Origin of the sequence: Bacillus cereus group sp. MYBK227-1, assembly GCF_051916325.1 — a bacterium.
Taxonomy (GTDB): domain Bacteria; phylum Bacillota; class Bacilli; order Bacillales; family Bacillaceae_G; genus Bacillus_A; species Bacillus_A cereus.
In genome coordinates, this window is record NZ_JBQAGK010000001.1 from 615,892 (window position 1) to 628,197 (window position 12,306).

Genomic DNA, 12,306 nt, shown 5'->3' on the forward strand with positions numbered 1-12,306 from the left:
GTATATGTTACTTTCCCGTTAGGTGAATATAAAAAAGAGGACTCCTTTTAAAAGGAGTCCTCTTTCATTTTTTAAGTGCGACTTTCAACTTGTTGACAAATTTCATCCGTTGTTAAACCGTGAGCTGTAATGACTGATCCTTTAATTGATGTATCTGCAATGCCCATCACATTAGAATCTTGCCCAGTTACAACGCAACAATCACAACCTTGTGCATCCTGTTCTGAGTTAAGTGTAACAACTTCATGACCTTGTTGCTGAAGAGCTTGTTGAACGTCTGTTAATGAGTTTTCAACGCCAATTCTAGCCATAATTCTCACCTCCTACCATCTAATTGCTAGTATGCTCAAGTTCACTGCATTTATGAAAAGACGGTAGGAAGTAAATCTTTGTTTAGTCGTTATATACGCCAGTAAGCATTTGACTAACGAATTGATCGTTTAATGTATCTTGGGCAGAAGAAGTATTTGAATGGATGTCGATTGAAGCAATAAAATGATTATGTTCTTGCGTATTTGGTTCTACCTCTACGTAATTATCGAATTTACAAAAACCTTTCGTATCCATTAGATCAAATAATTGCAGCATTTCTACTACCTCTTGTCTCGTTCCTTTAATTTGTACACACGCCATATTTATTTCCTCCTTCATTTTGACAAATTGTTTTTTAAAAATAGGATTATGATTACGAAATGAAAAATATGAATGTTATTTTTAGACAGCGCTATTTTTGTTATTTTCCCCCTTTTTCAGCAAAAGTCGTTATATATTCCCGGATTTATAAAATCGGACGTCCGTTTATTGAATACAATAGATTCGCATCAATTGATGAAAATCCTTCTTTTAAACAAATATTTTTTTAGTGGAAATTGACGAAAAAAATTTTTTGACTTTTTGTAAACGTTAACAATGTTGTTAAATCAATATAAGTAAAGAAGTACGTACGATTAAAAATTATAAATTTTCTAAAAATTCACTTGATTTATTTAGAAAGGAGAGTAAACTAGGAAACAATAAAAAATTCATAGAACATAGGAGGCGCTTCTAGTGAATGAGCAATGGATTTTCTTAAATGGAGAATTTGTTCCAAAAGATGAGGCAAAAGTTTCAGTATATGATCATGGCTATTTATATGGCGATGGAGTGTTTGAAGGAATTAGAGTTTATAGCGGTAATGTTTTCCGTTTGAGAGAGCACCTTGTCCGGTTGTATGAATCAGCAAAATCAATCCTTTTAGAAATTCCATATTCATTAGATGAAGTAACAAATATTGTTGTTGAGACGATTCGACAAAATAAATTATCTAATGGATACATTCGCCTTGTTGTATCAAGAGGAGCAGGAAATCTTGGATTGGATCCCGATTCATGTAAGAAGCCGAATGTAGTAGTAATTGCAGAACAATTATCTTTATTCCCACAAGAATATTATGAGAAAGGGATTCCAGTTGTAACAGTTGCAACGCGCCGAAATCGTCCCGATGTTTTATCCCCTCAAGTAAAATCTTTAAATTACTTAAACAATATTTTAGTTCGTATTGAAGCGAAATTAGCTGGAGTACAAGAAGCACTTATGTTAAATGATCAAGGATATGTAGCTGAAGGCTCAGGAGATAACGTGTTTATTGTTAAAGGAAATAAATTAATTACACCACCAAGTTCTGCTGGAGCGTTAGAAGGTATTACACGAAACGCCATTTTAGAAATCGGCGAAAAACTTGGATATGACGTAAGAGAAGAGTTATTTACAAGACATGATGTATATGTAGCTGATGAAGTGTTTTTAACAGGAACAGCTGCTGAAGTTATTGCTGTTACGACAGTAGATGGTAGAACGATTGGCTTAGGGCAAACAGGTCCACATACGAACCGTTTATTAGAAGAGTTTCGTAAGTTAGTTGTAGAAGATGGAGAGAAAATTTACGAAGAAAATAAAGTTGGATAACAACTTTTTTAACATAAGAAAGCGTTGATAGGGAGGAGTAGTTGATTGTGAAGCCTCACAGAGAGTCGGTGGTTGCTGAAAACCGATGGTTCACGTCGACGAACATCGCCCTTGAGTGCTAAGCTAAAGCATTTGTCTAGGCTTAGACGGTAGCTCCGTTATTAGCTAGATCCATTTATGGATCACTGAGGCAAGAGTATTCTTGCAAAGAAGGGTGGTACCGCGAAATCTTTCGTCCCTTCAGCACATAGCTGGAGTGTGGACGTAGGATTTTTTTATTGTATAAAAGTTTGAAAAAGGGGGCTTATAAGAACAATGTCTTCAAAAACGGAAGAGAAACTGGAAACTGGTGCACAGCTATTGTTAGAAGCGCTAGAAAAGGAAGGCGTAGAAGTGATTTTCGGTTATCCGGGTGGTGCCGTTTTACCTCTCTATGATGCATTGTATGATTGTGAAATTCCGCATATTTTAACAAGGCATGAGCAAGGGGCAATTCACGCTGCTGAAGGGTATGCCAGAATTACAGGGAATCCAGGGGTTGTAATTGCAACGAGTGGACCAGGTGCTACAAATGTAATTACGGGTCTAGCTGATGCGATGATTGATTCATTGCCACTTGTAGTATTTACAGGCCAAGTAGCAACAACGTTAATTGGGAGCGATGCTTTTCAAGAGGCAGATATTATGGGACTTACGATGCCAGTGACAAAACATAACTATCAAGTGCGAAAGGCCTCAGATTTACCTCGAATTATTAAAGAAGCATTTCATATTGCTAAAACAGGAAGACCAGGACCAGTCGTTATTGACCTTCCGAAAGATATGGTAGTCGAGAAAGGTGAGCGATGTAGCAATGTACAAATGGATTTACCAGGATATAACCCTAATTATGAACCGAATCTACTTCAAATAAACAAATTACTACAAGTAATTGAAACCGCAAAAAAACCGTTAATTTTAGCTGGAGCGGGTATATTGCATGCGAAAGCTTCGAAAGAATTGACAAGTTTTGCTCGTAAATATGAAATCCCTGTTGTGCATACATTACTTGGACTTGGTGGTTTTCCACCAGATGATGAACTATTTCTAGGGATGGGGGGAATGCACGGTTCTTATACAGCCAATATGGCGTTATATGAATGCGACTTACTCATTAATATAGGCGCGAGATTTGATGATCGTCTTACTGGAAATTTAGCTTTTTTTGCTAAAGGGGCGACTGTTGCACATATCGATATTGATCCAGCAGAAATCGGGAAAAATGTGCCAACAGAGATTCCTATTGTTGCAAGTGCTAAGCAGGCGTTAGAAGTATTGCTTCAATCAGAAGGAAAGAAAGAAAATCATCATGAATGGCTATTTTTATTAAAGAATAGAAAAGAAAAATATCCATTCTCTTATAAAAGAAATTCTGAAAGTATTAAACCTCAATATGCGATTGATATGCTATATGAAATTACGAAAGGAGAAGCGATTGTAACAACAGACGTTGGGCAACATCAAATGTGGGCAGCACAATACTATCCGTTGAAAAATCCAGATAAATGGGTAACTTCTGGCGGATTAGGAACGATGGGGTTCGGATTTCCAGCAGCAATCGGTGCGCAAATTGCAAAGAGAGATGAACTAGTTATTGCAATTGTTGGTGATGCTGGGTTTCAAATGACTCTGCAAGAATTAAGTGTATTAAAAGAACACGCTTTACCCGTTAAAGTATTTATTTTAAATAATGAAGCTTTAGGAATGGTAAGACAATGGCAAGATGAATTTTACAATCAAAGATATTCACATTCTTTATTGCCATGCCAACCAGATTTCGTCGCTCTTGCGAATGCGTATGGTATAAAAGGTGTTCGTATTGACGATCCACTTCTTGCAAAGAAGCAAATCCAGCATGCGATCGAATTACAAGAGCCAGTCGTAATCGATTGTCGTGTACTTCAATCAGAGAAGGTTATGCCGATGGTTGCACCAGGAAAAGGTGTTCACCAAATGGAGGGAGTGGAAAAAGGGTGAAGAGAATTGTTACAGCGACAGTTCGAAATCAAAGTGGTGTGTTAAACCGAATTACAGGGGTTATGACACGAAGACATTTTAATATTGAAAGTATTTCAGTAGGTCATACAGAATCATCAGATATATCGCGAATGACGATTGTTGTACACGTTGAAAGTGAACAGCAAGTTGAGCAGTTAATTAAACAACTTCATAAGCAAATCGATGTTCTGAAAGTATCAGATATTACAGAAGAAGCAATGATTGCTAGAGAGCTTGCTCTTATTAAAGTAGCAACTTCTGTAGCGAGGGCAGAATTATATAGTTTAATTGAACCATTTCGAGCCGCTGTAATAGATGTTGGGAAGGATTCCATAGTTGTGCAAGTAACAGGTACGCAAGATAAAGTAGAAGCGTTAATTGAATTACTTCGTCCATACGGTTTAAAAGAAATTGCTAGAACAGGTGTAACAGCATTTACACGTAGTATGAAAAAACAAGATAAGCAAGTTATGTTAATTCAATAATCATTTAAATATAGGGGGAAATGAAAATGGCAAAAGTTTATTATGAGAAAGATGTAACAGTAAATGTATTAAAGGAAAAGAAAGTAGCAATCATCGGATATGGCTCGCAAGGTCATGCGCATGCGCAAAATTTACGTGATAACGGATTTGATGTAGTAGTAGGTTTAAGAAAAGGTAAGTCTTGGGATAAAGCGAATGAAGATGGGTTTTCTGTATATACAGTAGCAGAAGCAGCGGAAAAAGCTGATGTAGTAATGATTCTATTACCTGATGAATTACAACCAGAAGTATATGAAGCTGAAATTGCACCAAATTTACAGGCTGGAAACTCTCTCGTGTTCGCACATGGATTTAATGTTCACTTTGATCAAGTAAAACCACCAGCGAATGTAGATGTATTTCTAGTAGCGCCAAAAGGACCGGGGCATCTCGTACGCCGTACGTTCGCCGAGGGAGGGGCTGTTCCTGCATTATTTGCAGTATATCAAGATGCAACAGGAGTTGCGACTGAAAAAGCACTTTCTTATGCTGACGGAATTGGAGCAACGAGAGCTGGTGTATTAGAAACGACGTTTAAAGAAGAAACAGAAACAGATTTATTTGGAGAGCAAGCTGTACTCTGCGGCGGAGTGACTGCACTTGTAAAAGCAGGATTTGAAACGTTAGTTGATGCGGGATACCAGCCTGAACTTGCATATTTTGAATGTTTACATGAACTGAAGCTAATCGTTGACCTTATGTATGAAGGTGGACTTGAAAATATGAGATATTCAGTTTCAGATACAGCGCAGTGGGGAGACTTCGTATCAGGACCACGCGTTGTTACTGAAGATACGAAGAAAGCGATGGGGGCAGTATTAGCAGAAATTCAAGATGGTACATTTGCAAGAGGCTGGATTGCAGAGCATAAAGCAGGAAGACCAAATTTCCACGCGACAAATGAGAAAGAGAATGAACATGAAATCGAAGTAGTAGGACGTAAATTACGTGAAATGATGCCTTTCGTACAGCCGCGAGTAAAGGTAGGGATTAAATAATATGAAGCAGATTTTGTTCATGGATACAACGCTTCGTGATGGCGAACAATCACCAGGAGTAAATTTAAATGAACAAGAGAAGTTACAAATTGCTAGGCAATTAGAGAGGCTTGGTATTCATGTAATGGAAGCTGGATTCGCGGCAGCTTCCGAAGGTGACTTCCAATCGGTAAAACGCATCGCGAATACAATTCAAAACGCTACGGTTATGAGTTTAGCTAGAGCGAAAGAAAGTGACATTCGAAGAGCATATGAAGCTGTGAGAGGCGCTGTATCTCCTCGTCTACACGTATTTCTAGCTACGAGTGATATTCATATGAAATATAAACTTTGTATGTCAAAAGAAGATGTGTTAAATAGTATTCATCGCTCGGTTACGCTCGGAAAATCATTATTTCCGACAGTACAATTTTCTGCAGAAGATGCGACAAGAACATCGAGAGCATTTTTAGCTGAAGCAGTAGAAATTGCGATTCGAGCAGGAGCGAATGTAATTAATATTCCGGATACAGTTGGATATACAAATCCGGAAGAGTATTATTCTCTTTTTAAATACTTACAAGAATCCGTTCCATCATATGAAAAAGCGATTTTTTCTTGTCATTGTCACGATGATCTTGGTATGGCAGTAGCAAATTCGTTAGCTGCGGTTGAAGGGGGAGCAGTGCAAGTAGAAGGAACGATTAATGGCATTGGAGAAAGAGCAGGGAATGCAGCGTTAGAAGAAGTTGCAGTAGCTCTTCATATTAGAAAAGATTTTTATAAAGCAGAACCTTCGATGACTTTAAAAGAAATTAAGGCGACGAGTACATTAGTAAGCAGGTTAACGGGTATGGTTGTACCGAAAAATAAAGCAATCGTTGGAGCGAATGCATTTGCTCATGAATCAGGCATCCACCAAGATGGGGTTTTAAAAGAAGTAACAACTTATGAAATTATCGAACCAGCGCTTATAGGAGAATCTCAAAATCTCTTTGTACTTGGGAAACATTCTGGCTGTCATGCGTTTACGGAAAAAATGAAAGAGCTTGGTTATGAATTTACAAATGAAGAGCGAGATGCGGCATTCGAAGCATTTAAAAAATTGGCGGATCGTAAAAAGGAAATTACTGAGGAAGATTTACGCGCAATTATGCTTGGTGAAGCAGCATTTGCAGCCCAGCAATATAACATTACGCAATTACAAGTGCATTTCGTATCAAATAGTACACAATGCGCAACAGTTGTGCTGAAGGATGAGGAAGGAAATGTATATGAAGATGCAGCCACTGGTTCTGGTAGTATTGAAGCGATATACAATGCGATTCAAAGAATTTTAGGATTAGAATGTGAATTGGCAGATTATCGCATACAATCTATTACACAAGGTCAAGATGCACTTGCTCACGTTCATGTTGAATTAAAAGAAGGTAGTCACCAAATATCAGGTTTCGGAGTTGCGCAAGACGTATTGGAAGCGTCGGCGAGGGCTTATGTCCATGCAGCAGGGAAATTAAAATCTCTTATAGCGCTTGTGAAATAAATAATTGATAGGTGAGAGAAGCTTTCCTCACCTATCAAATTAAAGTTCTGAAAATTCAGTTAAAAGGAGTGTTAAAAATGGAAAAACGTATCGTTTGTTTAGCTGGTGATGGTGTCGGTCCAGAAGTAATGGAGAGTGCGAAGGAAGTATTGCATATGGTAGAAAGGCTATATGGACATCATTTTCATTTGCAAGATGAGTACTTTGGTGGTATTGCTATCGATTTAACTGGGCAACCATTACCACAGCGAACACTTGCCGCCTGTTTAGCGAGTGATGCGGTTTTACTTGGCGCAGTAGGTGGACCAAGGTGGGATAGTGCGAAAGAAAGGCCTGAGAAAGGATTATTAGCATTAAGAAAAGGACTCGGTGTATTTGCGAATGTTCGCCCTGTAACGGTAGAAAGTGCAACTGCACATTTATCACCATTAAAAAACGCTGATGAAATTGATTTCGTTGTCGTTCGTGAATTAACAGGCGGAATTTATTTTTCTTATCCGAAAGAGCGAACGGAAGAAGTGGCGACAGATACACTTACGTATCATCGCCATGAAATTGAACGTATCGTTTCGTATGCTTTTCAATTAGCAAATAAGCGGAAGAAAAAAGTAACATCTATTGATAAAGCGAATGTTTTAGAGTCTAGTAAATTATGGAGAACTGTGACAGAAGAAGTAGCACTTCGCTACCCAAATGTGGAAGTAGAACACATTTTAGTAGATGCAGCAGCTATGGAATTAATTCGGAATCCAGGAAGATTTGACGTTATTGTAACGGAAAATTTATTTGGTGATATTTTAAGTGATGAGGCTTCAGTATTAGCTGGATCATTAGGAATGCTTCCATCAGCAAGTCACGCTGAAAAGGGACCTTCATTATATGAGCCTATTCACGGATCAGCACCGGATATTGCGGGGAAAAATAAGGCGAATCCAATTGCGATGATGCGTTCTGTTGCAATGATGCTTGGGCAATCGTTCGGATTAACGAGAGAAGGAGATGCAATTGAAGAAGCAGTTTCTGCAGTCCTTAAATCAGGGAAATGTACAGCAGATATCGGGGGGACTGAAACGACAACTTCATTTACAAAGGCAGTTATTCAAGAAATGGAAGAGCAAGCGTTAGTAGGGAGAGGAAGATAATGGGAAAAAGGTTGCTAGATAAGCTTTGGGAAAGACATGTAGTTGCGACTAATGAAAATGGATTGGATTTATTATATATCGATCTACATCTTGTTCATGAAGTAACGTCACCGCAAGCCTTTGAAGGCTTGCGGCTTACAAATCGAACAGTCCGCAGACCAGATTTAACATTTGCAACGATGGATCATAATATTCCAACGAAAGATGTTTGGAATATTACCGACCGCATTGCGAAGCAGCAACTAGATACACTTCGGCAAAACTGTAAACAATTTCAGGTGCCATTAGCGGATATCGGAGATGAAGAGCAAGGGATCGTTCATGTAATAGGACCAGAACTTGGACTCACACAGCCAGGAAAAACGATTGTTTGTGGTGATAGTCATACAGCAACACACGGTGCTTTTGGCGCACTAGCGTTTGGTATTGGTACGAGTGAAGTGGAACATGTATTGGCAACGCAAACGTTATGGCAACGAAAGCCGAAAGCGATGGGCATTGAGTTAAAAGGAAAGTTACCGCAAGGTGTCTATGCGAAAGATATTATTTTACACCTTCTTTCAAAGTACGGAGTAGCAGTTGGAACAGGTTACGTAATGGAATTTTACGGAGAGGCCATTCATGCTATGGATATGGAAGAGAGGATGACGCTTTGCAATATGGCAATTGAAGGGGGAGCAAAGGCTGGCATTATTGCACCAGATGAAAAAACGTTTGCTTACGTAAAAGGGCGTAAATATGCACCGAAAGACTATGAATCTATTAAGGAAAAATGGTCAGAACTTTATACAGATTTAGATGCAGTTTATGATTTACATATTCTAGTAGATGTTACGGATTTAGCGCCGTACGTTACGTGGGGAACAAATCCTAGTATGGGTGTTCGGATCGATGAGAAATTGCCAGAAAAGCATGATGCAAATGATGAAAGAGCGTTTTCTTATATGGGATTGAGTCCCGGACAAAGTACGTATGACATTCCAGTTCAACATGTTTTCATTGGATCTTGTACAAATTCCAGGCTTTCTGACTTAGAAATTGCTGCATCTGTCGTGAAAGGTAAAAAAGTAAAAGAAGGTGTGCGAGCACTTGTTGTACCTGGATCTCAAAGGGTAAGAGAAGCAGCGATGCATAAAGGATTACATCGCATATTTGAAGAAGCTGGATTTGAATGGAGAGAGCCCGGATGCTCAATGTGTCTAGGTATGAATCCAGATCAAGTGCCTGAAGGAGAACATTGTGCCTCTACGTCCAATCGCAATTTTGAAGGAAGACAAGGAAAGGGAGCACGAACGCATTTAGTTAGCCCGGCAATGGCGGCAGCGGCTGCGTTATATGGTCATTTTGTTGATATTAGAAAGGAGAGTTATGATGGAGCCATTTCGTATTCATAAAGGTACTGCCGCAGTACTGATGAATGATAACATTGATACAGATCAAATTATTCCGAAGCAATATTTAAAGAGAATTGAAAGAACTGGGTTTGGGAAGTTTTTATTTGATGAGTGGCGATATGATAATAATCGCCAAGAAAACCCTAATTTCCCGCTTAATGCACAAGAAAGAAAAGGAGCCAGCATATTAATCACAGGTGATAATTTTGGATGTGGCTCGTCAAGAGAACATGCTCCATGGGCACTTGCTGATTATGGTTTCCGCGTTATTATCGCTGGAGGATTTGCCGATATCTTTTATATGAATTGTATGAAGAATGGCATGTTACCGATTGTAATGGATAAAGATATGCGTGAACAACTTGCTAAAACAGATGCGAGGGAACAAATTACAGTTGATTTAGAAAATGAAATAATGACAACGAATACGCATAGATTCCATTTTACGATCGAGAAAATGTGGAAAGAGAAGTTATTAAATGGTTTAGATGAAATTAGTATTACAATGCAATATGAACAAGAAATAAAAGAGTATGAAAGAAAAGTGGCTTTACATTAAAAAAATGACGGAATATTAAAAATGTATTTACATTCAAAATTAACTGTTATATACTATGTGAAAATCAGAGGAGAAAGGGAGTAAGTATTATGAATACAATAAAATCTATTACAATGCTTACACAACTACATCATCATACATGAAGCCCTTGAACCTAGCGTGAAAACGTGTAGGTACAAGGGTTATTCCCGTTGTACCTACACTCTACTGAAGAGCCTTGTAGGTATTTTGTCTACAAGGCTCTTTTTATTTTCGGCTTAGGGGAATGAAATAGGCATACATTAGAAGGGGAAAGGTGTGAAAATTTAGATGACAAAATGGAAACGAGCAAACCCGAATGGAACGAGAGATTATTTATTCGAAGAATGTACGTTAATTGAAGAAGTAGAACAAAAATTAAGGCTTACTTTTTTAGAGAGAGGTTATGAGGAAATAAGAACACCTACAATTGAATTTTATGATGTTTTTGCATTTCAAAATAGACCGATAGATGAAGAGAAGATGTATAAATTTTTTGATGAAAAGGGAAGGATTATCGTTTTACGTCCAGATATGACAATTCCTTTAGCGAGAGTTATTGGAACACAGAGATGGGATACGCCACTTAAAGTGACGTATAGCGGGAATGTATTTCGAGCGAATGAATCCCATTCTGGAAAATATAATGAAATCGTACAAAGTGGTATTGAAGTTATCGGGATTGATAATGTAAGAGCTGAAATTGAATGTGTAATAAGTGTCATTCAAGCACTTCAAAAGTTGAAGGTGCAATCTTTTACAATTGAGATTGGGCAAGTACAGTTATATAAATGTATTGTAAAAAAACTCTCCATCCAGGATGAAGAAGAAAGGGTACTTAGAACGTATATAGAAAGTAAAAATTATGCAGCCCTCTCAAATTTTATCGGAGAAAAGAAATTAGATCGATGCGATGAGACAGTAAGATTACTTGAGAAATTGCCAAGGCTATTTGGAAATTTAGAAGTTATTGAGGAAGCAGAAAAGCTTGCTTCAAGTAATGAAATGAAAATGGCAATTGCAAGAGTAAAAGAAATGTATGAAACAATTGAAACGTTAGGATATGGTTCTTACATATCAATTGATTTGGGCATGATTCAACACTTAGATTACTATACAGGTGTTATTTTCAAAGGATATATATATGAAATTGGAGAAGAAATCGTTAGTGGCGGAAGATACGATGAGCTAATTGGGAATTTTGGAGAAATGCTGCCAGCTGTTGGACTCGCGGTACAAGTAAATCAAATTGTGAAGGCGCTGCAAGAGCAGCAAGAACCATATGAACGAAATCAAATTGATATTGTGATTCATTATGAGTTAAATAGATTAGCGGAAGCAGAAAGGTTACGAAATTTACTTCGAAAGGATGGGAAAAATGCTTGGTTATCTCTATTCTCTAATTTAAGCGATACCTTTCAATTTGCAAGAAAAAATAAAATAGGAACGGTCGTTGAGGCAAAGAATGAATACTTAGTGGAATATGTATGGAATGAGAAATGGGTAGTCCAGAAAGAAGGAGAGGCTTCATGCGTAACATTCAAATTGCGTTAACGAAAGGAAGATTAGAAAAACATGTCATTCCACTTTTTGAGCAGATTGGAATTGATTGTTCCGAGCTCAAAAATAAAGGTCGGAAGCTTGTATTTCAAAGTGAAAATACAAATGTTTCATTTATTTTAGTAAAAGCGGTTGATGTTGCTACTTATGTAGAACATGGGGTAGCTGATATTGGCATCGTTGGAAAAGATATTTTAATGGAAAACGAGAAAGATATTTATGAAATGCTGGATTTAGGAGTGGGGATTTGTAAGTTTTGTGTTGCTTCTATTCCTACGTATAATCCGAAGAGTTACCGGAAGAAAAGAATCGCTACGAAATACCCCCATATTACTTCTACTTATTTTCATGATAAGGGAGAGGATGTAGAAATTATTAAGATAGAAGGTTCTGTAGAAATCGCTCCTCTTCTTGGATTGGCAGATGCGATTGTAGATATTGTTGAAACAGGAAAAACATTACAAGAGAATGGACTCATTGTATTTGAGGAAATGTACTTTATATCGGCTCGGATGATTGTAAATAAGGCAGCCTTAAAAACTAAAAAAGACGAAATATTCAGCATTATAAATATGATGGAGCAAGAAATCTTATCAGGGAAATAGGAG

The 12,306-nt window shown here is 37.8% G+C and carries 12 protein-coding genes and 1 other annotated feature; of the genes, 10 read left to right on the plus strand and 2 right to left on the minus strand.

What is annotated here, in order from left to right; all coding sequences use genetic code 11:
• Nucleotides 1-71: 71 nt before the first annotated feature.
• Together ACTFRM_RS03385 and ACTFRM_RS03390 are read right to left on the minus strand one after the other, a co-directional pair.
• On the minus strand, nt 72-311 hold the full coding sequence (locus ACTFRM_RS03385) for a YkuS family protein (protein WP_000101022.1): 240 nt from the start codon (nt 309-311) through the stop codon (nt 72-74).
• A gap of 82 nt (nt 312-393) precedes the next feature.
• Nucleotides 394-633, minus strand: a complete 240-nt coding sequence (locus ACTFRM_RS03390; RefSeq protein WP_000752514.1) for a DUF3911 family protein — start codon at nt 631-633, stop codon at nt 394-396.
• Between the two features lie 414 nt (nt 634-1,047).
• Between ACTFRM_RS03390 and ilvE the strand changes: the two genes are divergently transcribed.
• The 10 genes from ilvE to hisG all read left to right on the plus strand — a co-directional run bounded on the left by ilvE (nt 1,048) and on the right by hisG (nt 12,303).
• Entirely contained in the window at nt 1,048-1,944 is an 897-nt protein-coding gene (gene ilvE / locus ACTFRM_RS03395; protein ID WP_001005486.1) for a branched-chain-amino-acid transaminase, read from the plus strand.
• Between the two features lie 15 nt (nt 1,945-1,959).
• Nucleotides 1,960-2,187, plus strand: a binding site (T-box leader).
• A 72-nt stretch (nt 2,188-2,259) separates the two neighbouring features.
• The gene (gene ilvB, locus ACTFRM_RS03400) at nt 2,260-3,960 is read left to right on the plus strand and encodes an acetolactate synthase large subunit (RefSeq protein ID WP_000095878.1); all 1,701 of its coding nucleotides are present in this window, start codon (nt 2,260-2,262) and stop codon (nt 3,958-3,960) included.
• Nucleotides 3,957-4,466, plus strand: coding sequence for an acetolactate synthase small subunit (gene ilvN, locus ACTFRM_RS03405; RefSeq protein ID WP_000822952.1), 510 nt, complete (start codon nt 3,957-3,959; stop codon nt 4,464-4,466). Before ilvB ends, ilvN begins: the two co-directional genes overlap by 4 nt.
• Nucleotides 4,467-4,492: 26 nt before the next feature.
• Nucleotides 4,493-5,503 carry a ketol-acid reductoisomerase gene (gene ilvC, locus ACTFRM_RS03410; protein ID WP_001151740.1) on the plus strand — a complete coding sequence of 337 codons (1,011 nt, stop codon included), beginning with the start codon at nt 4,493-4,495 and terminating at the stop codon, nt 5,501-5,503.
• A 1-nt stretch (nt 5,504) separates the two neighbouring features.
• Nucleotides 5,505-7,025, plus strand: coding sequence for a 2-isopropylmalate synthase (gene leuA, locus ACTFRM_RS03415; protein ID WP_440043090.1), 1,521 nt, complete (start codon nt 5,505-5,507; stop codon nt 7,023-7,025).
• Between the two features lie 77 nt (nt 7,026-7,102).
• Nucleotides 7,103-8,167: a 3-isopropylmalate dehydrogenase gene (gene leuB, locus ACTFRM_RS03420; protein WP_000415363.1), complete on the plus strand. Its 1,065-nt coding sequence runs from the start codon at nt 7,103-7,105 to the stop codon at nt 8,165-8,167.
• Complete coding sequence (leuC, locus tag ACTFRM_RS03425) at nt 8,167-9,561, plus strand: 3-isopropylmalate dehydratase large subunit (protein ID WP_000518109.1); 1,395 nt, start codon at nt 8,167-8,169, stop codon at nt 9,559-9,561. Before leuB ends, leuC begins: the two co-directional genes overlap by 1 nt.
• Nucleotides 9,539-10,120 (plus strand): 3-isopropylmalate dehydratase small subunit, encoded by a 582-nt coding sequence (gene leuD / locus ACTFRM_RS03430; RefSeq protein ID WP_000433189.1) that lies wholly within the window; start codon nt 9,539-9,541, stop codon nt 10,118-10,120. The genes leuC and leuD overlap by 23 nt, the downstream gene beginning before the upstream one ends.
• A gap of 309 nt (nt 10,121-10,429) precedes the next feature.
• Complete coding sequence (locus ACTFRM_RS03435) at nt 10,430-11,692, plus strand: ATP phosphoribosyltransferase regulatory subunit (RefSeq protein ID WP_000170298.1); 1,263 nt, start codon at nt 10,430-10,432, stop codon at nt 11,690-11,692.
• Nucleotides 11,668-12,303, plus strand: coding sequence for an ATP phosphoribosyltransferase (hisG, locus tag ACTFRM_RS03440; RefSeq protein WP_001244469.1), 636 nt, complete (start codon nt 11,668-11,670; stop codon nt 12,301-12,303). Before ACTFRM_RS03435 ends, hisG begins: the two co-directional genes overlap by 25 nt.
• Nucleotides 12,304-12,306: the final 3 nt, after the last annotated feature.

Coding starts and splice junctions, on each gene's coding strand:
- ACTFRM_RS03385 (WP_000101022.1), bottom strand. CDS start 311: ATGGCTAGAATTGGCGTTGAAAACTCATTAACAGACGTTCAACAAGCT.
- ACTFRM_RS03390 (WP_000752514.1), bottom strand. CDS start 633: ATGGCGTGTGTACAAATTAAAGGAACGAGACAAGAGGTAGTAGAAATG.
- ilvB (WP_000095878.1), top strand. CDS start 2,260: ATGTCTTCAAAAACGGAAGAGAAACTGGAAACTGGTGCACAGCTATTG.
- ilvC (WP_001151740.1), top strand. CDS start 4,493: ATGGCAAAAGTTTATTATGAGAAAGATGTAACAGTAAATGTATTAAAG.
- leuA (WP_440043090.1), top strand. CDS start 5,505: ATGAAGCAGATTTTGTTCATGGATACAACGCTTCGTGATGGCGAACAA.
- leuB (WP_000415363.1), top strand. CDS start 7,103: ATGGAAAAACGTATCGTTTGTTTAGCTGGTGATGGTGTCGGTCCAGAA.
- leuC (WP_000518109.1), top strand. CDS start 8,167: ATGGGAAAAAGGTTGCTAGATAAGCTTTGGGAAAGACATGTAGTTGCG.
- leuD (WP_000433189.1), top strand. CDS start 9,539: ATGGAGCCATTTCGTATTCATAAAGGTACTGCCGCAGTACTGATGAAT.
- ACTFRM_RS03435 (WP_000170298.1), top strand. CDS start 10,430: ATGACAAAATGGAAACGAGCAAACCCGAATGGAACGAGAGATTATTTA.
- hisG (WP_001244469.1), top strand. CDS start 11,668: ATGCGTAACATTCAAATTGCGTTAACGAAAGGAAGATTAGAAAAACAT.